The sequence below is a fragment of the Allopontixanthobacter sp. genome (assembly GCF_034376665.1).
GTDB lineage: Bacteria > Pseudomonadota > Alphaproteobacteria > Sphingomonadales > Sphingomonadaceae > Allopontixanthobacter.
The window spans coordinates 1-21350 of record NZ_JAXMJI010000051.1; the positions used below are offsets into that span (position 1 = coordinate 1).

A 21350-nucleotide genomic window follows, 5' to 3' on the forward strand; every position below is an offset into this window, starting at 1 on the left:
TGCGGACAGGATGGTTCCTGGATCGGCGAACCACCCGAGCCGATTCCCCGGGTTGCCGTGGCCGCGCTGGAAGAATTCGCGGCGCAGGAGGATCTTGCATTCGAACCCAAGACCCACGGCGCGGCGCTGCATTTCCGGTCGCGTCCCGAACTGGCGGATCGCGCTGTTGCTTTTGCGCAGAACCAGGCGAAACTGCACGAGCTTGAAGTGAAGCAGGGCAAGGCGGTTGTGGAACTGGTGCGCGCCGGGGTGGGCAAGGACGGGGCTGTCCGGGTGTTCATGGCCGATCCGGTCTTCGCCGGTGCGATGCCGGTGTTCATCGGTGATGACGTGACCGACGAAGACGGCTTCGCCGCCGCAACCGAGCTTGGCGGCTTCGGTATTGCGGTAGGCGAGAGACCTTCCCGCAACGCAAGATATCGTCTGAAAGACGTGAAGGAAGTATTTGAATGGCTGAAGCCTTGAGCGCCGCTGAGGTGAACCGGAAAGATGCGCTGCATCGTTCGAACCTGGAACTTTGGCCAATCGGCAATTGCCAGGTTAGCGGCCTGATCGACCGCTATGGCGCTCTGGTCTGGGGCTGTGTGCCGCGGGTGGACGGCGATCCGGTGTTCTGCGCGCTGCTCAATGGCGACAGCCGCGAGGCCGGTGTATGGCGTTTCGAGCTCGAAGGGCAAGTGTCAGCAAGTCAGGCATACGAACACAACACGGCAACCCTGGTGACCCGGCTCGAGGCTTCGGACGGGTCCGTGGCGGAGATCAGGGATTTCTGCCCGCGTTTCGAACGTTCCGGCAGGATGTACCGCCCCGTGGCGTTTATCCGGATCGTCCGTCCGGTCGCAGGAACGCCGCGTATTCGTATCGTCCTGCGCCCGATGACCGATTACGGCGCCAGGATTGCCGAGACGACGAGCGGTACCAATCACATCCGCTTTCTGATCGGCCCCCAATCGATGCGGCTCAGCACCGACGCCCCCATCGGATATATTCACGAGGCCCGGTTCTTCCGGCTCGAAGCCGATCTGCATTTCTTCCTCGGCCCCGACGAACCCTTTTTCGGCAATCTCCGTTCCGAATTGCGGCGGATGGACGAATTGACCACGAAATACTGGAAGCTGTGGGTGCGGGGATTGCATATTCCGCTGGAATGGCAGGACGAGGTCATTCGCTGCGCCATCGCATTGAAACTCTGCCAGCACGAAGAAACCGGTGCCATCGTCGCGGCGCTGACGACTTCCATCCCCGAGGCCGCAAACAGCGAACGCAATTGGGATTACCGTTACTGCTGGATCCGCGATTCCTATTATACGGTGCAGGCGCTCAACCGGCTCGGCGCGCTGGACGTGCTGGAGAAATATCTCGCCTATCTGCGCAACATTGTCGACGGCGCCCGGGGCGGGCAGATCCAGCCGCTGTATTCGGTAATGGGCGAGGGCGAACTGGACGAGACCACCGCCGCTCATCTGGCGGGGTACCGCGGGATGGGACCGGTACGCCGGGGCAACGCCGCTTACAAACAGGTCCAGTATGACTGCTACGGCCAGATCGTACTGCCGACCGCGCAGGCGTTTTTCGACCGGCGACTTTTGCGGATGGCGGACAGTCACGACTTCGCTGCGCTGGAGGAAGTCGGCGAGAGCGCATGGGCGATGCATGACCAGCCCGATGCGGGGCTATGGGAATTTCGGACCCGCAAGGAAGTGCACACCTATTCGGCTGTCATGTCCTGGGCCGCTTGCGACCGGCTGGCGAATGTGGCGGACGCGATCGGCAAGCCGGACCGGAAGCAGTTCTGGACCGACCGCGCGCAAGCCATTCGGGCCAAGATCGAGCAGGAAGCGTGGTACGCAGACGGGCAGGGGGGCGGCCATTACGGCGCATCGTTCCAGAGCGATTACCTCGACGCCAGCTTGCTCCAGATGGTCGAACTGCGCTTCCTTGCGCCGGACAATCCCCGGTTCCAGTCGACCTTTGCCGCAATCGAGAAAACGCTGCGGCGCGGCGAACATATGCTGCGCTACGCGGCGGAAGACGATTTCGGCGCACCCGAGACAGCGTTCAACGTCTGCACGTTCTGGTTGATCGAGGCGCTGCACCTGGTCGGCCGCGATGACGAGGCCCGCGTCCTGTTCGGCGCGATGCTGAGCCATCGCACCCAATCGGGCCTGCTGTCCGAGGACCTCGACTACGATAACGGCGAATTGTGGGGGAACTTCCCGCAAACCTATTCGCTGGTTGGTGTAATAAATTGCGCGGGATTGTTGTCGAAGCCCTGGAGCACAGTCAGATGAGCCGCCTTGTTGTGATCTCCAACCGCGTCGCGGTGCCCAAGGCCCGCGGCGTGGCGGGGGCACAAGGCGGCCTGGCCGGGGCGTTGAATTCGGCCTTGAAAAGAAATGGCGGCCTCTGGTTCGGATGGTCCGGCAATGAGGTGGAGGAATTCACCGGCGACGTCTCGATCCAGCGGGGGGAAGGGGTCACTACGGCCACGATCGATCTGGCCGCGCAGGACGTCGAGGAATATTACAACGGATACGCCAATTCGACCCTGTGGCCGCTGTTCCATTACCGCATCGACCTGACCGAATATGAGCGCGAGTTCGGTCGCGGCTACGAACGGGTCAACGAACACTTCGCGGATAGTGTGCGGCCTCTGATCGAACCCGACGATCTGGTGTGGGTGCACGATTACCATTTGCTGCCGCTAGGGGGCCGGTTGCGATCGCGCGGTATCCAAAACCGGATCGGGTTTTTCCTCCATATTCCATGGCCGCCAACCCGCCTGTTCGTGTCTCTGCCGTATCATGAGCGGATGGTGAAGGCCATGTTGGAGTATGATCTGATCGGCTTCCAGACCCGCGAATGGCTCGAGAGTTTCCTCCATTATTGCCAGAAGGAACTCGGGGCCACGGTGGATGAAAAGACGGGCCGGATCACTTGCGGGGAACGGACCGTTCATGCCCGCGCCTACCCCATCGGGATCGATTACGACCATGTTATCGAACAGGCTGGCACCGGCGAAGCCCGGCAGGCCGCGCAGCGCCTGCTGGCCAGCACAAGGCGCCGGACCGCGATGCTGGGTGTCGACCGGCTGGATTATTCCAAGGGCCTGCCCGAGCGGATCGACGGCATTTCGCGGTTCTTCGACCAGCATCCGCAGCACGTCCGCGATCTGGTGTTCATCCAGATTGCACCGCCTAGCCGCGAGGATGTCAGCTCCTACCAGAAGATCCGCACCCAGCTCGAACAAAAGACCGGCCAGATCAACGGAGCACGATCGGAAGTCGACCTGGTGCCGATCCGCTATGTCAACAAGGGGCATTCGCTGGCCGAATTGTGCGGCTTCTACCGTGCCGCCAAAATCGGTCTGGTCACTCCGCTGCGTGACGGAATGAATCTGGTGGCCAAGGAATATATCGCTGCTCAGGATCCGGAGGACCCGGGCGTGCTGATCCTGTCCCGCTTCGCCGGTGCCGCCTTGCAGATGCCGGAAGCGGTGCTGGTCAATCCCTACAGTCCGGACGAACTCAGCCACGCAATCAAGCAGGCGCTCGATATGCCGCGCGAGGAACGCAAGGAGCGGTGGGATATTCTGATCAAGACCGTGCGGGACGACAATATCCAGCGGTGGACGGAAAACTTCACCGGGGATCTGGCATCCTTGCCCGTCACCCGCGAAACACAGACGGACGAACAGCGCGCGCACTGAAATTTCGTTCCCGGAGCGTCGCAGGGGTTGTCGCGTGCTACGGCGGGTGGCATCGGGCTGGCGATGAACCGCCCCGCCCTTGAAATGCCGCGTGTCCTGAGCCTGTCAGGCGTGCATAATTTCCGCGATTACGGCGGCTATGCCGTCCCGGGGGGCGGCACCGTCAAACGCGGTGTCCTGTTCCGTTCCGGCCAGCACAGCGATGCGAGCGACACTGATCTGGAAGCCATCGCCGCGTTGGACCTGAATTGCATCATCGACATGCGGGGCAATGGCGAACGCCGGACATATCCCTGCCGCCGGCATCCCGGATTCACCGGCGAAGTTGTTTTCTACGACGGTGAGACGGCCGCTCTGGCACCCCATGTCGAAGCTGCGCGGGATGCGCTGGACGAAGCGGCAGCCCACGCCAAGATGGAAGCGCTCTACGCCAATCTGCCGTTTCGAAAGCCGCTGATCGCGGTCCTGAGACTGTATTTTGCGGCGCTGGCCAAGGGGCCTGCGCCAAGCCTCGTTCACTGCCTGGCGGGCAAGGACCGGACCGGCATGGCTGTGGCTCTGCTGCATCACGCCCTGGATGTGCATCCCGACGACGCGATGGAAGATTTCCTCCTCACCAACACTGCGGGCAATATCGACGCACGCGTGGCCGCGGGGGCGGAAACTATCCGCGCGAAATGGGGGCCGCTTGCCGATTCCACGATCCGTATCCTGATGGGTGTCGATGCCCGCTATCTGGCAGCCATGCGCAAAGCTGTGGAGAGGGAGCACGGCTCTCTCGACGCATTCCTTGCGAATGTGCTGGAAGTCGACAGCGCGACGCGCGATGCCTTGCGCTTGCATCTGATCGAAGCGTAACCAGATTCCGTCCTCGTACCCACCACGTAAAAAAAGAACCCGAACATGGCGACCCATCATACCCGAATGCTGATCATCGGCTCCGGCCCAGCGGGACTTTCCGCGGCCATCTATGGTGCCCGGGCGGCGCTGGAACCGATCGTGGTGCAGGGTCTGCAGCCCGGCGGACAGCTGACCATCACCACCGACGTGGAGAATTACCCCGGCTTCCGCGATGTGATCCAGGGCCCATGGCTGATGCAGGAAATGCAGGCGCAGGCCGAGCATGTCGGAACGCGGATGAAGTGGGATACGATCGTGGAAGTCGATCTGGCGAACGGCCCCCCCTATACGGCGGTCGGCGACAGCGGCGATATCTATATCGGCGAAACATTGGTTATTTCGACCGGGGCGCAGGCCAAGTGGCTCGGCGTGCCGGGGGAACAGGAACTCGGCGGCAAGGGCGTGTCTGCCTGCGCAACCTGTGACGGGTTTTTCTATCGCGGCAAGAAAGTTGCAGTGATCGGCGGCGGTAATACCGCGGTTGAGGAGGCCCTGTATCTGACCAACCATTCGGACGATGTGACCCTGATCCACCGCCGCGACACACTGCGTTCGGAAAAGATCCTGCAGGACCGTATGTTCGGGAACGAGAAGATCACCCCCTTGTGGAACAAGGCCGTCACCCGCTTCGTCGGCGATCCACTGGCGGGCGGCCTAACGGCCATTGAATTGCAGGATACCGTCACAGGAGAAATCAGCCAGCTCGAGGTCGACGGGGCCTTTGTCGCTATCGGCCATGCGCCCGCGACCGAGCTGTTCAAGGGCAAGCTGCCGATGGACGAAAGCGGATATTTGATTGTCGAGCCGGGCACCCCGAAAACCGAATTGCCCGGCGTATTCGCTTGCGGCGATGTGATGGACCACACTTACCGCCAGGCGGTTACCGCCGCAGGGACGGGCTGCATGGCCGCTCTGGATGCGGAAAAATTCCTCGCCACGATGGAGTTCGCGAAGAAGGAAGCGCGCGAGGCGGCCGAGTAGGTCCGCCGCCAAGCGGCGCTAGAACACCGCCAGCGCCGCGTGCAGGACCAGCGCGATCAGCACCAGGCTCGACAAAGCGAACAGCACAAAGCGCACCAGAACGCGGTTCACCGTCACCTGCACCAGCGAATGGATGACTCGTAAACCGACGTAGATCCATCCGAGTAACGCATTCAGACCGTCACCCTGGCCGATCACCGCCAGCACGATTGCCACCGCATAGAACACCGTCGGCGCTTCGTGCAGATGGTTGTAATTGTCAGCTTTCCAACTGACCTTTTCAGGCAATTGTGCGCGTAGCACCGCGCCGGTGGTGCCCTTGAGATTGGCGGTATCGATATCAGGGTTGGCCTGCATGGCGGGAATGCGGGTGGCGTACATCCACAGCCACATCACCATCGTCCAGACCATCAGGGCGACGGCCGGTTGAAGGATTGCCGCGCCGATCATGACAGCACCGCCGGATTCGCGAACAGCGTCGCGATGACGGCCCGGATCGCAAGGGCGGTCAGCGCAAGCGTCGAGAGCATGAAGATCAGGAAGCGGACCGGAACTTTGTTCACCGTCGCCTGCCAAAGGGAATGGGCGATCCGCATCGCGACATAGACCCATGCCAGCAGGATATCGAGGCCGGTGCTTCCGACCAGCGCGAGGATGATCACCGCCGGATAGAAAATGGTCGGCTGCTCCATCAGGTGCGAGTAATTATGCGCCTTCCAGTTGACCTTGTCGGGAATACGCCCTTCGAGATCCTGGCCGCGCCCGCCAGCCTTCGCAGAGCCGCCGCCTTCTATGTTCTTCATGGCTGGTAAGCGTGTCGCGGCCATCCAGTAAAGCATGACCAGCGACCAGAACACCAGCACGGCAGCCGGAGCGAGCATTTGAGCCTGCATTGGAAATCCCCTCTATTTTTTCAGGAAACTGACGCGGGGTCAGTCAATTGTCAATTGCAACCTAATTTGGGCTGGTGAGTACCTGGGCAAAGGCGGCAGGATCGACGTTTCCGCCCGTCAGCATGATGATCGTGTCCGCGTCGAGCGCGACCTTTCCCGCAAGGCAGGCGGCCAGCGCCGCAGCACCGCCCGGTTCGAGGACCAGTTTCAGTCGTGCAAAGGCGAAGCGCTGCGCCTGCCGCACTTCGAATTCCGACACGGCGATACCCGGTTCGGCACGGCCGTGCAGCACCGCGAAATTGACCGGTGCCGTTACCGGCGTTTGCAAAGCATCGCAAGCGGTTGGCGGCGGGTTGGGGCCGACCGGCAGGATTTCCCCCGCAGCAAGGCTGCGCGCCATGTCATCCCATCCCTCCGGCTCCACCGGCACGATCCGCGCGGCGGGGCAGGCGAGGGCGAGCCCGGCAGACAGCCCCCCGCCGCCGCAACAGGCGACAATCGTAGAGGGGTGCCGCCCCAATTGCGCCGCGATCTCGATCCCGGCGCTGCCTTGTCCCTCGATCACCCACGGATCGGCATAGGCGTGGACCAGCACGGCGCCGGTTTCCGCGCACAGGCGGTTTGCGACGGCGTCCCGGTCCTCGCCTGGCCTCTCATAGAGCACCACCTCCGCACCGAGTGCGCGGGTGGCCTCCAGCTTCATCTGCGGCGCGTCTCGCGGCATCACGATGGTGGCGGCGATACCCAGCTTGCGGGCCGCCCAGGCGACGCCCTGGGCATGATTCCCGCTGGAGACCCCCACCACACCGCGCGCACGTTCTTCGGCGGTCAGGTCGTTCAAACGGTGCCAAGCCCCGCGGATCTTGAATGCGCCGATTGGCTGCAGGCTTTCCGCCTTGACCCAGCATTTCACGCCGCCGATTTCTACCGGAAGCAGGGGTGTCGGCGGCAGGATTGCGGCTATTTTCGCGGCCGCGCGGTGAACTCCGGCATTTGTCGGTGCACGGGGGCTTTCTTGGAACATTGTTACCGCCTAATGCGCTATCAGCTAAACACCAATATTCCGGAGTAAACATGTCTACAGTTCTGGTCATCGGCGCAGGCGGCGTCAGTTCGGTCGCGGTCCATAAAATGGCCATGAACCCGGATATCTTCGGCGACATCCATCTCGCCAGCCGCACGAAGAGCAAATGCGACAGCATCGCCGCGAGCGTGAAGGAGCGCACCGGGGAGGACGTGTCCACCTATGAAATCGACGCCGAAGAAGTGCCCGCGATGGTCAATCTGATCCGCAAGGTGAAGCCCTCGCTGGTGGTCAATCTGGCGCTGCCCTATCAGGATCTGCCGATCATGGATGCCTGCCTCGAAGCCGGGGTCAACTATCTCGACACTGCCAATTACGAGCCCAAGGACGAGGCAAAGTTCGAATATCACTGGCAATGGGCCTATCACGACCGGTTCAAGGAAGCTGGCCTGATGGCGCTGCTGGGATCGGGCTTCGATCCTGGCGTGACCAGCGTGTTCACCATGTGGCTGAAGAAGCACAAGCTGAAAACCATCCGCCAGCTCGACATCCTCGATTGCAACGGCGGCGATCATGGACAGGCCTTCGCGACCAATTTCAATCCCGAGATCAACATCCGTGAAGTGACCGCCCCGGCCCGCCACTGGGAAAACGGCGAATGGGTCGAAACCCCGGCGATGCAGGTCAGGACCGAGTTCGACTTCGAAGGCGTGGGCAAGAAAAACGCCTATCTGATGTATCACGAGGAACTGGAAAGCCTTGCCAAATTCATCCCCGAGATGGAGCGGGCGCGGTTCTGGATGACCTTCGGCGATGCCTACATCACGCATCTGACGGTGCTGCAGGCGGTCGGCATGACCAGCATCGAGCCGATCAAATACCAGGGCCGCGACATCATCCCGCTCCAGTTTCTCGCCGCGATGCTGCCCAAGCCGGAATCGCTCGGCGAGACCACCAAGGGCAAGACCAATATCGGCTGCATCGCGACCGGCGAGGCGCTCGATGGTTCAGGCGAAAAGACATTCTACATCAACAATATCTGCGACCACGAAGATGCCTATGAGGAAACCGGTAACCAGGCGGTCAGCTACACTACCGGCGTTCCCGCAATGATCGGCAGCGCCATGATGCTGACGGGCAAATGGAGCGGGCAGGGCGTGTTCAACATGGAACAGATGGACCCCGATCCCTTCATGGACTTGCTAAACGCGCATGGTCTGCCTTGGAATGTTGTGGAAATGGACGGACCGGTGAGTTTCTGACCATGGCCGAACAAAGGATTTCCCTGATTACGCTGGGTTCGCGAGATCTGGTCAAATCGCGGCGCTTCTATGTCGATGGTTTCGGCTGGAAACCGGTGTTCGAGAACGACGAGATCATCTTCTACCAGCTTAACGGGGTTATCCTGTCGACCTTTGCCGATGCGGCCCTGCAGGACGACATGGCCAGCGGCGAATTCTGCCGTCCAGGAGCCTTCGCGTTGGCACATAATGTTCGCGCAGAAAAGGAGGTCGAGGCGCTCATGAGCGATCTGGTTTCAGCCGGGGGCCGGGTGCTGCGGCCCGCCGACGCCCCGCCCATTGGCGGACTTCGCGGCTATGTTACCGATCCCGATGATCACGCTTGGGAAATCGCGTACAATCCTGCGTTCCCGATCGACGACGATGGCAACATCGTCTTCGGAACCTGAAGACCATGGAAACCAAAGCTGGCAATCCGGGTGCTTTTGCCCATTTTGACCTTTCCCGCGTTGATAGCCCCGCCTTTGTCGTGGATGCCGCGAAACTGCGCGGCAATCTCAAGATTCTCGCGGATATTCGCGATGCGGCGGACATCAAGGTGCTGGCGGCGCTGAAGGCGTTTTCCATGTGGTCGGTTGCCCCGATCATCGGGGAATATCTCGACGGCGTATGCACCTCCGGCCTGTGGGAGGCGCGGCTGGCGTCGGAGTTCTACGACGGGGAAATCGCGACCTACTCGGCCGCCTACAAGCCGGACGAGCTGGAGGAAATCTGCCGCCTGTCCGACCACGTCATTTTCAATTCGCCTGGCCAGATGGAACGCGCCGCGCTGATCCTGGACCATGCGCGCAGCAGCGGTCAGGCCTTCGATGTCGGGTTGCGGATCAATCCGCAGGTTCCGACCGGGGAGGTGCCGCGCTATGACCCCTCGAGCCCTGGATCGCGGCTCGGCTTTCCGCTCGACCAGCTGACCGAAGAGCACATGGAGGGCGTGTACGGGATCCATTTCCACAATCTGTGCGAGCAGGACCTCCAGCCGCTCAAGGACACCTGGGACAAGGTGTTCGATGCCATCGAGCCTTATTTCGGCCAGCTGAAATGGATCAACATGGGCGGAGGCCACCACATCACGCGCGCGGATTACCAGCGCGAGGAGCTGGTCGAATTCCTGCGCGACGCGAAGGAAGACACCGGCTGTGAGATCATGCTCGAGCCCGGCGAAGCGGTGGCGCTGGATGCGGGTATTCTGGTCGGAACGATCCTCGACAGCGGTGTCAACGGGATGCCGCTGGCGATTACCGATATCTCTGCCACCTGCCATATGCCCGATGTGATCGAGGCGCCGTACCGGCCCGCGATGCTGCATGAAGAACGGGGACAGGGGCAGCCCGTGCGGCTTGGCGGTCCGTCCTGCCTGGCGGGTGACGTGATCGGCGATTACCGTCTGCCGGTTCCGTGCGAGCCGGGGCAGCGGATCGCGTTTCTCGATCAGGCGCATTATTCGATGGTGAAAACCAACACCTTCAACGGGGTGCAGTTGCCGTCGATCTATCTGTGGGACAGCGACAGCGACAATCTCGATCTGATCAAGAGCTTTGGTTACGAGGATTTTCGGGACCGGCTTTCGTGAATCCGGGCGATCGGGCAGGTTTCCCGTTCACCTCGGCAATTTTCAGTTGAAATTCATAAAGCACGCGATATATCGCGCGTTCGCTGCCGAACCCCTAGTGTTTAGGGGGGACTTCCAAACCGCAAGGCAGCCTTGTTGAAACTAACCTTTGGGGGTCCCTTGAGTTGCACCATTATCCCGACGCTGCTGCAGTAGTCCGCGCCCTCGCGCCGGACGAGCCAGTCATCCTCAACCGCCCGCTTGCTGCTGCGCGCGCGGCCCGATTCTTCGTCGAGAAGTTTCCGGGCAAGTCGCTCTATGCGGTCAAGGCGAATCCTTCACCAGACCTGCTGCAAATCCTGTGGGCCAACGGCATTACGCATTACGACGTGGCGTCGATCGGTGAAGTGCGGATGGCACGGGCTGCGCTGCCCGGCGCGACCTTGTGCTTCATGCACCCGGTCAAGACGGCGCGCGCCGTTGCGGAGGCGTATCACCAGCACGGGGTGCGCACTTTCAGCCTCGATACCATCGAAGAGCTGGAGAAGATCGTCACCGCGACTGCCAATGAAAACGGCGAGCCAGCGTCCGATCTGCGTCTGTGCGTGCGCCTGCGCGTGTCATCCGAATATGCCGAGCTGAGCCTTGCGTCCAAATTCGGCGTCGATCTGGTCGATGCCGCGCCCTTGCTCCAGGCGACTCGCCAGGTGGCGGACTGGCTGGGTGTGTGTTTCCATGTCGGCAGCCAGGCGATGACGCCGTTCGCCTATGTCCAGGCGCTGGAACGGGTGCGTGCGGCGATCGCCGATTCCAGCGTGGTGATCGACATGATCGATGTCGGCGGCGGGTTTCCGTCGATCTATCCCGGCATGGAGCCACCGCCGCTGGAAGATTACTTCCACATCATCCACCGCCATTTCGAAGCGCTTCCGATTGCCTACAACGCCGAATTGTGGTGCGAACCCGGTCGGGCGCTGTGTGCTGAATACAGCAGCCTGATCGTGCGGGTGGAAAAGCGCCGCGGCGATGAACTTTATATCAACGACGGTGCCTACGGGTCGCTGTTCGACGCGGCGCACATCGCGTGGCGTTTCCCCGTGGCCGCGCTCGAAGACGATCTGATCGAAGGGCTGGAGGAGTTTTCCTTCTACGGCCCCACCTGCGATGATGCCGATTACATGAAGGGGCCGTTCATGCTGCCCGCGGATATCCAGGCCGGCGATTTCATCGAGATCGGGATGCTGGGCGCTTATGGTGCGGCGATGAAGACCGGTTTCAACGGCTTCGGCGATGCCTTGGTCGTAGTGGTGCAGGACGAGCCGATGGCCAGCCTCTATCGCGGGGACCGGATCGATCCGCGCGAAAGCGACAACGTCGTCAGCCTTCGCTGAACAGGCCGAATTGCCACAAAAAAACCGCCGCGAGCTGGTGGGTTGCTCGCGGCGGTACATGCGGGATGGAGGATCCCACTTGGGTGGTTCGTTCAAAGCCCGCAATCCGCGCCACGCCAACAGCAGCAGATGTGAGTCTGAAAGCAATCCACATCCCTAGTAACCAGACTATGCGGCATCCCGGCGGATAGCGAAATACGGACTTTAGGCGGTGGTGCGCGGGAGGGGCGATGCGGCTAGATGCCGGCTTCGACCGCCAGGCGGATCAGGTCGGCACTGGTGCGCAATTCCAGCTTTTCCATTACCAGCCCGCGGTGCATCTTGACCGTCTTTTCGGCGAGACCCAGCTGATAAGCTATTTCCTTATTGCGCCGGCCTTGCGCGACCAGCCGGGTCACCTCCAGCTGCCGGGGGGAAAGCGTCTTGATCATCTGAGCGGCGCGGCTCCTGCGGCCGCTGAAGATCCTCTGCTGACCTTCGTCGACTTCTACCTGGCTACCGAGGAAATAGAGCAATTCGTCACCCTGGTCGAAGATCGGGGCAACCAGCACGGCGTTGCGGAACGGGGTCCCGTCGCGCTTGTAATTGAGGATCTCGACCAGCACCGGCTTGTGATCGCGCACGCCTTCGCGGATCAATTCGGTTAGCCAGGGTTCCGTGCCCGTCCCTGCCAGGAAGCGGCAATTGCGGCCCATAATTTCGCTTTCGGGATAACCGGTCAGTTGAATGAAAGGCGCGTTCACCGCGACAATCGGATTGTCCTGCAGCCGCGGGTTCGAAACGACCGAGGCGATTGGGCTGAATGCAATAAGGTCCACAACCCAGCCGGGCGGGGCCAAGTCCGATTTGGGTTCACAAGGTTCCGCTGCCTTTGGTTGCAAGGGCAGGGCCTGATCTGAACGATGTTCCACCACTGCCGACAATATCGGCCCTGCGACCAATTATTGCAAATCAGACTTCGCGGAAAAGGCGTTAGGCGGCCTGACGCAGGTCCAGCCGGTCCCAGATTTCCACCAGCGCCTTTGTCAGTTCGACCATCATTTCGTCGGTATGGGCAGGGCCCGGGGTGAAGCGCAGTCGCTCCGTCCCGCGGGGCACGGTCGGGAAATTGATCGGCTGCACATAGACGCCGTATTCCGCCAACAGGATATCGCTGATCCGTTTGGCGCGCACCGGATCACCCACCATCAGCGGAACGATATGGGTGGTCGATTCCATAACCGGCAGACCGGCATCGCGGAAATGCTTCTTGAGCGCCGCGGCGTTGGCGTGCTGCGCATCGCGTTCGACCGAGGATTCCTTGAGGTGGCGGACCGACGCCAGCACCCCGGCCACCAGAACCGGGCTGAGAGAGGTGGTGAAGATAAATCCCGGAGCGTAGGACCGGATCACGTCGATGATCTTGCTATCCGCGGCGACATAGCCGCCCATGACGCCGAACGCCTTGCCCAGCGTGCCTTCGATGATATCGATCCGGTGGGCCGCTTCGTCACGTTCCGAGATCCCGCCGCCGCGCTTGCCGTACATGCCGACCGCGTGAACCTCGTCGATATAGGTCAGCGCGTTGTATTTCTCCGCGAGGTCGCAGATCGCGTGGATGGGAGCAATATCGCCATCCATCGAATATACGCTCTCGAACGCGATCAGCTTGGGCACCTCGGGATCTTCTGCGGCCAGCAAGGCTTCGAGATGGACCACGTCGTTATGGTTGAATACCCGCTTCTCGCAGCCCGAATTGCGGATACCCGCAATCATGCTTGCGTGGTTCAGACTGTCGGAGAAAATAACGCAGCCGGGCAGCAATTTGGCCAGCGTGGACAGCGTCGCATCGTTGGACACATAGCCGCTGGTGAACAGCAGCGCGCCGTCCTTGCCGTGCAGGTCGGCCAGTTCGTTTTCGAGCTGGACGTGGAAATGGGTGTTGCCGCCGATGTTGCGGGTGCCGCCCGATCCTGCGCCGACATCGTGCAGGGCGTCCTCCATCGCGGAGATCACCTTCGGGTGCTGGCCCATCGCGAGATAATCGTTGGAGCACCAGACGGTGATCGGCTTGGGCCCGTTATGGCCGTGAAAACAGCGCGCATTGGGGTAAGCGCCCTTGTTGCGCATGATTTCGATAAAGACGCGGTAACGCCCCTCGGAATGCAGGCGGTCGATCGCCTGGTCGAAGATCTGGTTGTAGTTCACACCGTAACCTGCGTCGTAGCGCCGGTCGGGACCGGCTGTTCACGAGGCGATTTAGGCGCTCCAAACCGAGATTGCCACCGCGATCTTTGCGAACGATTCTCGATTAGAACCGTTCGATCCGGTCGAGGCCGTGGCGGGTCAGACTATCCCGCAAAGCTTCGAGATATTCGGCGGGCCCGGTCGTAATGGCGCGGTCCGGACCGGTGCGCGCGAATTCCTGTCCCCGGGTAAGGTCGGCAATCCGCCGGGCGATGCCTTCGGCGCCGTCGATCAGGGCGACGTCACTTCCGAAATTCTCGCTCAACTCCTCGCGCAGGAGCGGGAAATGCGTGCAGGCTAGGACCACAGCATCAATTCGCTCGCCGCCGGGCTGGTTGCGCAACCCGGCCACCGCTGCGGCGACCGCCTTCCGGTCCACCGGCCCACCGCGCAATTTTGCTTCGGCCACTTCGACCAGTTCCGGCGCGGCATGGCGCAGCAGGGTCTTGCCGACGGCGAATTCCCGCTCGAGATTATCAACATAGGTCTGACGCACCGTCGCTGCGGTACCGAGCAGTCCGATCACCCCGCTTCGGGTCATCGCGGCGGCGGGCTTGATCGCCGGGACGGTGCCGACAATCGGCACTTCCAGCACTTCGCGCACCATGCCCAGCGCGATGGTCGAAGCGGTGTTGCACGCGATGCAGACGAGCCGCGGACGGTACCGCTCGCTCATCCGTCCGAGCAGGCCCGCCACCCTGGTAGCAATCTGGACCTCGGTCTTCGTGCCATAAGGCAGACCCGCCTGGTCGGAGGCGTAAATCACCGGGGCCTGCGGGAGAAGCTTCCGCAGTTCCGCCAGCACCGAAAGGCCGCCGACACCGGAATCGAACAGCAGAATTGGCGCGTCGGGTTGCAAATTAAACTCCGCTTCGGTTCGGCCCGCGCTTGTCGAAGGCCCTGATTTACTTCATCGGGATTAGGAACAAGTCTGCGCGTCGGCAAGCGCGGGGCGGACGGTAACTGAGGGTAACATGGACAATATCTGGGCCGCTTTGGCGGGTTACGTGCTGGGATCCATTCCTTTCGGGCTGATCCTGACGCGCATGGCGGGCATGGGCGATGTGCGGAACATCGGTTCCGGGAATATCGGCGCGACCAATGTCCTGCGCACCGGCAACAAGGGACTGGCGGCCGCGACGCTGTTGCTGGATATGTTCAAAGGGTATCTGGCGGTCTTCCTCGCGTGGCAGTTTTTCCCAGAGGCTGCGGGATTTGCGGCGGTCGGCGCAATAATCGGGCATTGTTTCCCGCTGTGGCTGAAATTCAAGGGCGGCAAGGGGGTAGCGACGCTGGCTGGCGTCTGCTTCGGCCTCGCCTGGCCGATCGGCGCGTTCTATGCGCTGGCGTGGCTCGGGATGCTGGCAATCTGGCGCATCAGTTCGTTGGCCGGCATGACGGCGGCTGTGGCGGCACCCGTCGCGGCCTATCTGACCGGAAGGGGGGAGTTCGTCCCCTTCCTCGCTGCGATTGCGATCCTGATCCTGTGGCTCCACCGCGCCAACATCGGTCGGCTGAAAGCAGGGACGGAACCGAAGGTCGGTAGCAAGAAGTGAATTATTCGCCCGCCCTTCCGTCATCCCAGCGAAAGCTGGGATCGGGTCCTTCTAAGCCAGACCGAGACGATAGCGATCCCAGCTTTCGCTGGGATGACGAGATTTCGGCATGAATCTCGATCAGGCAGAGGCCTTCGCCCGCATCCGGCTGCTGCGGTCCCCCAACATCGGGCCGGTCAGTTACACGCAGTTGCTGCGCCGGTTCGGCAGCGCGGCGGCCTCGCTGGAGGCGCTGCCCGATCTCGGCAAGCGGGGAGGGCGGCAGTACACGCCCGCGCCGTCAGCCCGGATTGAGGCCGAGGTAACCGCCGTGCGGCAGGCGGGTGCACGCTATCTGTTCCACGATTCGCCGGAATATCCGTCGTTGCTGCGCGAATTGGAGAGCGCGCCGCCAATTCTGACCTACCGAGGCGATATTGCGCTGGCGACCAAGCCCTGCGTGGCGATGGTTGGCGCGCGCAACGCCTCCGCTGCAGCGGTGAAGCTGGCGCGCGATTTTGCCATGGCGCTGGCGGATGCTGGACTGGTGGTGGTGTCCGGCCTTGCCCGCGGCATCGACGGCGCGGCGCACAAGGGCGCGCTTCCCAAGACCATCGGAGTGATCGCCAGCGGGATCGAGATCGCCTATCCGCCGCAGCACGCGGAATTGCAGGAGCAGATTGCCAGCGAAGGCCTGCTGATCGCCGAACAGCCCCCCGGAACCGAGCCGCGTGGCAGCCATTTCCCCAGCCGCAACCGGATTATCGCGGGATTGGCTGCTGGAACGCTGGTGGTCGAGGCGGCCCCGAAATCTGGTTCGCTGATCACCGCCCGCCTGGCGGGGGAGGCTGGGCGCGAGGTCATGGCGATCCCCGGCAGTCCGCTCGACAGCCGTTCGCAAGGGTGCAACCAGCTGATCCGGGACGGGGCGGTGCTGGTCCAATCGCCGGAGGATGTGGTGGAGCTGCTGTCCGGCTTCGACGGCAATCCGCGCTCCACTTTCCGCGAAACGCAGGTGTGGAGCTACGACCCGGGCGAGGATTTTGCGGACGAGGAACCCGCCGATATCGAACAGCTCCTGACCACCGCGCCGGTTTCCGTGGACGAATTGATCCGCCAATCCGGCACCAGCGCGGCTGCGGTGCAACTGGCGCTGCTGGAGCTGGAAATTATCGGGCGACTGACCCGCCATGCCGCTGGCCGGGTCAGTCTGACAGCGTGACCGCCAATTTTTCCCGCTTGCATCGGCTCAAATGCTCGCCACTTGACGAACCTCAATCTACGGCCCCACCCTCGCGTACACGTACACGTAAGGATTCTCCGAACTTCCTATGCAGTTAGTTATCGTCGAATCGCCGGCCAAGGCGAAGACCATCGAGAAATATCTCGGCAAGGACTTCAAGGTTCTCGCTTCCTACGGCCATGTCCGCGATTTGCCACCCAAGGATGGCAGCGTGCGGCCGGACGAGGATTTCGCGATGGATTGGGAGGTTTACCGCGACAAGACGTCCCGGATGAAGGAAATCACCGACGCGGCGAAAAAGGCCGACCGCCTGATCCTCGCGACCGACCCTGACCGCGAGGGCGAAGCGATTTCGTGGCACGTCCAGGAATTGCTGGCGAAGCGCAAGGCGCTGCCCAAGGTGGTCGACCGGGTGACCTTCAACGCGATCACCAAGGCCGCGGTGACCGAGGCGATGACGAGGCCCCGCGGGCTCGATACCGATCTGATCGACGCCTATCTTGCGCGCCGGGCGCTGGATTATCTGTTCGGCTTTACGCTTTCTCCGGTGCTGTGGCGCAAGCTGCCCGGGGCGAAAAGTGCAGGCCGCGTGCAGTCGGTAGCCTTGCGGATCATCGTCGACCGGGAGCGCGAGATCGAGGCGTTCCGGGCGCAGGAATATTGGTCCGTCGTCGCCCGGATGGAGCAGGACGGGACAGAATTCGATGCCCGGCTGGTCAAGTTCGACGGGACAAAGCTCGACAAGCTGACCCTCGGCAACGAAGGCAGCGCCATGGCGGCAAAAACCGCCGTCGAGAATGGCCGCTTCACTATCGAAGATGTCGAAACCAAGCCGCAGAAGCGCCATCCCTCGCCGCCGTTCACCACTTCGACATTGCAGCAGGAAGCGAGCCGCAAGCTCGGCTATTCCGCCAGCCACACAATGCGGCTGGCGCAGAACCTCTACGAGGCCGGTGCGATTACTTATATGCGCACCGACGGCGTGCAGATGGACCACAGTGCGATTTCCGCCGCGCGTGCAGCAATTTCGGATCGTTACAACGGCCATTACCTGCCAGAAAAGCCGCGCCATTATGCCACCAAGGCGAAAAACGCTCAGGAAGCGCATGAGGCGATCCGGCCTACCAGCTTTACTCAGGACAAGGCCGGTAGCGGGGACGAAGCGAAGCTCTATTCGCTGATCTTCAAGCGCGCGATGGCCAGCCAGATGGCCTCCGCCAGTCTGGAGAGAACGACCGTCACCCTGCGCGATCCAACCGGCCGGCATGAACTGCGCGCCACCGGCCAAGTGGTCAAATTCCCCGGATTTCTTGCAGTTTACGAAGAAAGCTTCGACGATGCGGCGGATGACGAATCCGGCCTGCTGCCGGTAATGCGCAAGGGTGATAGTCCGGTGAAGAAATCGGTCGCCGCCAACCAGCACTTTACCCAGCCGCCGCCGCGCTTCTCAGAAGCCAGTCTGGTGAAACGGCTGGAGGAGCTGGGTATCGGTCGCCCCTCCACCTACGCCTCGACCATTCAGACCTTGCGCGACCGCGACTATGTCCGGATGGAGAAAAATCGTTTCTTTGCAGAGGAAAGCGGGCGATTGCTGACCGCGTTTCTCGAACGGTTCTTCGAACAATATGTCGCCTATGATTTCACGGCGGAGATGGAGGAGGAACTCGACACCGTTTCCGACGGGCGCGAAGAATACAAGGATCTTCTCGCCAAATTCTGGAAGGACTTCAAGCCCAAGACCGAAGAGGTCATGGAATTCAAACCGTCCGAAGTATCCGAGAAACTGGACGAGTTTCTGTCCGATTATTTGTTCCCGGCAAAGGAAGACGGGGGCGATCCGCGCCTGTGCCCCAAATGCGGAGAAGGACGGCTGGCCCTGCGCGGCGGCAAGTACGGCGCTTTCATAGCCTGTTCGAATTACCCGGAATGCAAATTCACCCGCCGATTCGCGCAGCCGGGCGGCGAGACGGATGAGGGCGGTGACGACGAATCGATGGGTAACGATCCGGTCACCGGCCTGCCCGTCGAGCGCAAGACGGGCCGTTTCGGGGCCTATATCCAGCTGGGCGAGGGCAAGGACGCGAAGCGCGCCAGCATCCCCAAGGACCTCGACGATTTTGATCTTGATTGGGCGCTGAAGCTGCTCGACCTGCCGCGCATCGTCGGCACCCATCCCGAAACCGGCAAGGAAATCGAGGCCAATATCGGCCGCTACGGACCGTACCTGCGTCACGACGGCAAATATGCCAAGCTGGCGGGGACGCGCGATGTGTTCGACACCGGCATGAACGCGGCGGTGACGTTGCTGGCGGAAGCGGCTAATCGCAAGGGCGGCACCCGCACAGCTGCGGAACCGATCAAGGTGCTGGGCAAGCATCCCACCACCGACTCGGACATGAAGGTGATGGCAGGGCGCTACGGTCCTTATGTGACCGACGGCTCCAACAACGCGACCATTCCGAAGGATGTGAAGCCCGAAGACTTGACCGACGAACAGGCAATCGCCCTGATCGACGCGCGTATCGCCAAGGGGCCGCCGAAGAAGAAGGGCCGCAAGGCTCCGGCCAAGAAGAAGGCCGCGCCGAAGAAGAAACCGGCGGCGAAAAAGAAGGCTCCGGCAAAGAAAGTCGCGGAATAGTGGCCAAGGAGCATTTCGAGCGGCACAAGCAGCCTTGGAACGCCGAGGAAGCCGGAAAACTCCGCCTCCTCGCCGGCAAGGGCCACGGCATCAAGGCCATCGCCAAGGCGCTCGGCCGGAGCGAGGAATCCATCAAGGATTTCGCCAAGAAGAACAAGGTCGCGATTGCCAAGAAGCGGTGAGCGATGCGCGGTGCAATGCGCTCATATCCTCGTCATCCCAGCGAAAGCTGGGATCGCTATCCGCCGGGTCGTACTTCGCCGTGAGCGGCCCCAGCTTTCGCTGGGGTGACGGCTTAAATTGCCGGGTCGAGAGGGCGACCGACCGTCTGCGTCACCGCCCCCAGTCGAGTCCGATTTCCTCGTAGATTTCCTTGTCGTCGGCCCATTTCTCGTCGACCTTGACGTGCAGGAACAGGTGGACCTTGACCCCGAGTACTTCGGACAATTCCTTGCGCGCAGCCTCGCCGATGCTCTTGATCATTGAACCGCCCTTGCCGAGCACGATGGGTTTCTGGCTTTCCCGGCCGATCACGATCTGCTGGCGGATTTCGACGCTGCCATCGCCGCGCTGGAGGTAGCTTTCAGGGCGCACCGCGCTGTCATAGGGCAGTTCGTCGTGGAGCTGCTTGTACAGCTGTTCGCGGGTGATTTCCGCCGCCATCAGCCGCTCGCTGGCGTCGCTGACCTGGTCTTCGGGATAGTGCCATTCGCCTTCGGGCATCAAACCCGCCAGATGGGCCTTCAATTCCGGCACGCCGTCACCGGTATAGGCGGAAATGAAGAACACTTCGGCGAAATCGACCTTGCCGGTCAGCTCCTGCGCCAGTTCGAGCAGGGGTTCCTTTGCCGCCTTGTCGACCTTGTTGAGCGCGAGCAACTTGCGTTCCGGACGTTTGGCCAGCGCTTCCAGCAGCGGTTCAAGCTCGTGCCGGCGTTTCTTCAGCGGATCGACCACCAGCAGCACGGCGTCGGCGGCTGTTGCGCCTTCCCATGCGGCGCTGACCATCGCGCGGTCCAGACGGCGCTTCGGCGCGAAGATGCCGGGTGTGTCGACCAGGATGATCTGAGTCTTTTCCTCCAGAGCAATACCGAGCAGCCGTGCGCGCGTGGTCTGCGCCTTGGCACTGGTGATGGCGACTTTCTGGCCGACCATCTGGTTCACCAGCGTGGATTTGCCCGCGTTGGGCGCTCCGATGACAGCCACGACGCCGCATTTTGATGGTTTGTTGCTCATCCGAACCGCTCCATGAATAGCCGGGCCGCTTCGGTCTCCGCCTCTTGTTTGCTGCTGGCCGTCGCCTCGGCCTCTCCGACATTCTTGACGCTCACGCGGACCGTGAATTCGGCCATGTGATCCGGTCCCGAACGATCGATGATCGCGTATTCGGGACCTTTGCGCCGGTTGCCCGCCGCCCATTCCTGAAGCGCGCTTTTGGGATGTTTCGAGATACCGGCTCCGCCAGTAATCCGGCTGTGCCAGATCTTCCGGATCAGCTCGCTCGAAGCATCGTAGCCGGCTTCGAGGAAATTCGCGCCGAGCAGAGCCTCCATCACGTCGCCGAGGATATTGTCGCTGTCGGCAGCGCCGTCATCGCGCGCCTGCTTGCCCAGATTGAGATGCCGTGCGGCTCCGATTTCGCGGGCAACAGCGGCGCAGGTGGAACGGCTGACGAGTGCGTTGAGCCGCTGCGCCAAGGCACCTTCCGCGGCCTGCGTCCGTTCATAGAGAAGCGCCGCGACGGTCAGGCCGAGGACCCGGTCGCCGAGGAATTCGAGCCGCTGGTAATCGCGCGCGTTGCCGGTGCTGCCATGCGTCAGCGCCTCGTACCAGAGATCCTCGTCCCTGACCGCGAAGCCGCTGGCCAGCAGCCACTGGCGCGAGTCTGCCGGCAATCCCGATACCGCCCCGCTTCCCGCTTTGGCCGCACTCATAGCGTGTTTCCGATGCGTTCGGCGCG

General features: G+C 62.0%; 21 protein-coding genes. 13 read left to right on the forward strand and 8 right to left on the reverse strand.

Going from position 1 to position 21350, the window contains the following annotated elements; genetic code table 11:
• From otsB to trxB, 5 genes are all read left to right on the forward strand, one after another.
• The coding region (gene otsB / locus U0988_RS05100; protein ID WP_322291558.1) for a trehalose-phosphatase at window positions 1-465 on the forward strand (465 nt) is incomplete at its 5' end.
• Window positions 450-2291 (forward strand): glycoside hydrolase family 15 protein, encoded by a 1842-nt coding sequence (locus U0988_RS05105; RefSeq protein WP_322291559.1) that lies wholly within the window; start codon window positions 450-452, stop codon window positions 2289-2291. The genes otsB and U0988_RS05105, both read left to right, overlap by 16 nt.
• Window positions 2288-3709 (forward strand): alpha,alpha-trehalose-phosphate synthase (UDP-forming), encoded by a 1422-nt coding sequence (locus U0988_RS05110; protein ID WP_322291560.1) that lies wholly within the window; start codon window positions 2288-2290, stop codon window positions 3707-3709. Before U0988_RS05105 ends, U0988_RS05110 begins: the two co-directional genes overlap by 4 nt.
• A gap of 63 nt (window positions 3710-3772) precedes the next feature.
• Window positions 3773-4567: a tyrosine-protein phosphatase gene (locus U0988_RS05115; protein ID WP_322291561.1), complete on the forward strand. Its 795-nt coding sequence runs from the start codon at window positions 3773-3775 to the stop codon at window positions 4565-4567.
• A gap of 45 nt (window positions 4568-4612) precedes the next feature.
• Window positions 4613-5590, forward strand: a complete 978-nt coding sequence (trxB, locus tag U0988_RS05120) for a thioredoxin-disulfide reductase (protein ID WP_322291562.1) — start codon at window positions 4613-4615, stop codon at window positions 5588-5590.
• Window positions 5591-5608: 18 nt separating this feature from the next.
• Here trxB and U0988_RS05125 read toward each other — a convergent pair whose 3' ends face one another.
• The 3 genes from U0988_RS05125 to U0988_RS05135 form a co-directional block, all read right to left on the reverse strand.
• Window positions 5609-6040: an MAPEG family protein gene (locus tag U0988_RS05125; RefSeq protein ID WP_322291563.1), complete on the reverse strand. Its 432-nt coding sequence runs from the start codon at window positions 6038-6040 to the stop codon at window positions 5609-5611.
• Window positions 6037-6483, reverse strand: a complete 447-nt coding sequence (locus U0988_RS05130) for an MAPEG family protein (RefSeq protein ID WP_322291564.1) — start codon at window positions 6481-6483, stop codon at window positions 6037-6039. Before U0988_RS05130 ends, U0988_RS05125 begins: the two co-directional genes overlap by 4 nt.
• Before the next feature lie 61 nt (window positions 6484-6544).
• Window positions 6545-7507: a threonine ammonia-lyase gene (locus tag U0988_RS05135; RefSeq protein ID WP_322291565.1), complete on the reverse strand. Its 963-nt coding sequence runs from the start codon at window positions 7505-7507 to the stop codon at window positions 6545-6547.
• Window positions 7508-7557: 50 nt separating this feature from the next.
• Here U0988_RS05135 and U0988_RS05140 point away from each other — a divergent pair, with 50 nt between their 5' ends.
• The 4 genes from U0988_RS05140 (at window position 7558) to U0988_RS05155 (ending at window position 11748) form a co-directional block, all read left to right on the forward strand.
• Window positions 7558-8769, forward strand: coding sequence for a saccharopine dehydrogenase family protein (locus U0988_RS05140; protein WP_322291566.1), 1212 nt, complete (start codon window positions 7558-7560; stop codon window positions 8767-8769).
• Between the two features lie 2 nt (window positions 8770-8771).
• Window positions 8772-9197 carry a VOC family protein gene (locus U0988_RS05145; protein ID WP_322291567.1) on the forward strand — a complete coding sequence of 142 codons (426 nt, stop codon included), beginning with the start codon at window positions 8772-8774 and terminating at the stop codon, window positions 9195-9197.
• A gap of 5 nt (window positions 9198-9202) precedes the next feature.
• Window positions 9203-10378, forward strand: coding sequence for a carboxynorspermidine decarboxylase (locus U0988_RS05150; RefSeq protein ID WP_322291568.1), 1176 nt, complete (start codon window positions 9203-9205; stop codon window positions 10376-10378).
• A gap of 164 nt (window positions 10379-10542) precedes the next feature.
• Entirely contained in the window at window positions 10543-11748 is a 1206-nt protein-coding gene (locus U0988_RS05155) for a type III PLP-dependent enzyme (RefSeq protein WP_322291569.1), read from the forward strand.
• Window positions 11749-11984: 236 nt separating this feature from the next.
• Here U0988_RS05155 and U0988_RS05160 read toward each other — a convergent pair whose 3' ends face one another.
• The 3 genes from U0988_RS05160 to murI form a co-directional block, all read right to left on the reverse strand.
• On the reverse strand, window positions 11985-12566 hold the full coding sequence (locus tag U0988_RS05160; protein ID WP_322291570.1) for a LuxR C-terminal-related transcriptional regulator: 582 nt from the start codon (window positions 12564-12566) through the stop codon (window positions 11985-11987).
• Between the two features lie 154 nt (window positions 12567-12720).
• On the reverse strand, window positions 12721-13935 hold the full coding sequence (gene hemA, locus U0988_RS05165; protein WP_322291571.1) for a 5-aminolevulinate synthase: 1215 nt from the start codon (window positions 13933-13935) through the stop codon (window positions 12721-12723).
• A 103-nt stretch (window positions 13936-14038) separates the two neighbouring features.
• A complete protein-coding gene (gene murI, locus U0988_RS05170; protein WP_322291572.1) occupies window positions 14039-14833 on the reverse strand; it encodes a glutamate racemase in 795 nt (264 codons plus the stop codon).
• Window positions 14834-14948: 115 nt separating this feature from the next.
• Here murI and plsY point away from each other — a divergent pair, with 115 nt between their 5' ends.
• The 4 genes from plsY to U0988_RS05190 all read left to right on the forward strand — a co-directional run bounded on the left by plsY (window position 14949) and on the right by U0988_RS05190 (window position 19572).
• Window positions 14949-15530, forward strand: coding sequence for a glycerol-3-phosphate 1-O-acyltransferase PlsY (plsY, locus tag U0988_RS05175; protein WP_322291573.1), 582 nt, complete (start codon window positions 14949-14951; stop codon window positions 15528-15530).
• Window positions 15531-15639: 109 nt separating this feature from the next.
• A complete protein-coding gene (dprA, locus tag U0988_RS05180; RefSeq protein ID WP_322291574.1) occupies window positions 15640-16731 on the forward strand; it encodes a DNA-processing protein DprA in 1092 nt (363 codons plus the stop codon).
• A gap of 109 nt (window positions 16732-16840) precedes the next feature.
• Window positions 16841-19390: a type I DNA topoisomerase gene (gene topA, locus U0988_RS05185; RefSeq protein WP_322291575.1), complete on the forward strand. Its 2550-nt coding sequence runs from the start codon at window positions 16841-16843 to the stop codon at window positions 19388-19390.
• Window positions 19390-19572 carry a hypothetical protein gene (locus tag U0988_RS05190; protein WP_322291576.1) on the forward strand — a complete coding sequence of 61 codons (183 nt, stop codon included), beginning with the start codon at window positions 19390-19392 and terminating at the stop codon, window positions 19570-19572. The genes topA and U0988_RS05190 overlap by 1 nt, the downstream gene beginning before the upstream one ends.
• A 151-nt stretch (window positions 19573-19723) precedes the next feature.
• On the opposite strand, the gene era is transcribed toward U0988_RS05190, so the two are convergent.
• Window positions 19724-20626 carry a GTPase Era gene (era, locus tag U0988_RS05195; RefSeq protein ID WP_322291577.1) on the reverse strand — a complete coding sequence of 301 codons (903 nt, stop codon included), beginning with the start codon at window positions 20624-20626 and terminating at the stop codon, window positions 19724-19726.
• Complete coding sequence (gene rnc, locus U0988_RS05200) at window positions 20623-21324, reverse strand: ribonuclease III (RefSeq protein WP_322291578.1); 702 nt, start codon at window positions 21322-21324, stop codon at window positions 20623-20625. The genes era and rnc overlap by 4 nt, the downstream gene beginning before the upstream one ends.
• Window positions 21325-21350: the final 26 nt, after the last annotated feature.